At 70.5% G+C, this 617-nt stretch carries 1 protein-coding gene; it reads left to right on the top strand.

Going from position 1 to position 617, the window contains the following annotated elements:
- Nucleotides 1-617 (top strand): dihydrofolate reductase family protein (locus IE260_RS41165; protein ID WP_229881862.1); only part of this gene is annotated, 617 nt, incomplete at both ends.

The raw sequence follows: 617 nt of genomic DNA, 5'->3' as shown, positions 1-617 counted from the left end.
CAGCTGCTGAGAGTGATGAACTTCAACGTCTCGAGCGACGGGATCGGTGCCGGTGAGCACCAGAGCCTTCAGAGCCCGTTCGGCCACGACAATCCGGAAAGGCTGTTCGCCTGGGCCGGTGCCACGGCGAGCTGGCCGATGCGCACCGACCCCGGAGGCAGCCGCGGCCTCGACGACTACTTCACGCGGGACTTCGCCCGCAACATCGGCGCCGAGATCATGGGCCGCAACAAGTTCGGGCCCCAGCGCGGGCCCTGGCAGGACCACCAGTGGCGCGGCTGGTGGGGCGAGGAACCCCCGTTCCGCACCCCGGTGTTCGTCATGACCCACCACGAGCGTCCGTCGTTCACCCTCTCCGACACCACGTTCCACTTCGTCGGCGGCGACCCCGCCGCCGTCCTCGAACAGGCGCGGGCAGCGGCCCAGGGCAAGGACGTCCGGCTCGGCGGCGGGGTCACCACCATCCGGCAGTTCCTCGACGCCGGCCTCGTCGACACCCTGCACGTGGCCGTCTCACCGGTGAAGCTCGGCTCCGGCCTGCGCCTGTGGGAATCGCCCGACGAGCTGCTCGACCGGTTCCACCTCGAGGTCGTGCCCAGCCCCAGCGGCGTGACGCA

The organism is Streptomyces viridiviolaceus, assembly GCF_014650995.1.
Taxonomy (GTDB): domain Bacteria; phylum Actinomycetota; class Actinomycetes; order Streptomycetales; family Streptomycetaceae; genus Streptomyces; species Streptomyces viridiviolaceus.
This window is presented reverse-complemented; position numbering and strand designations above follow the sequence as displayed.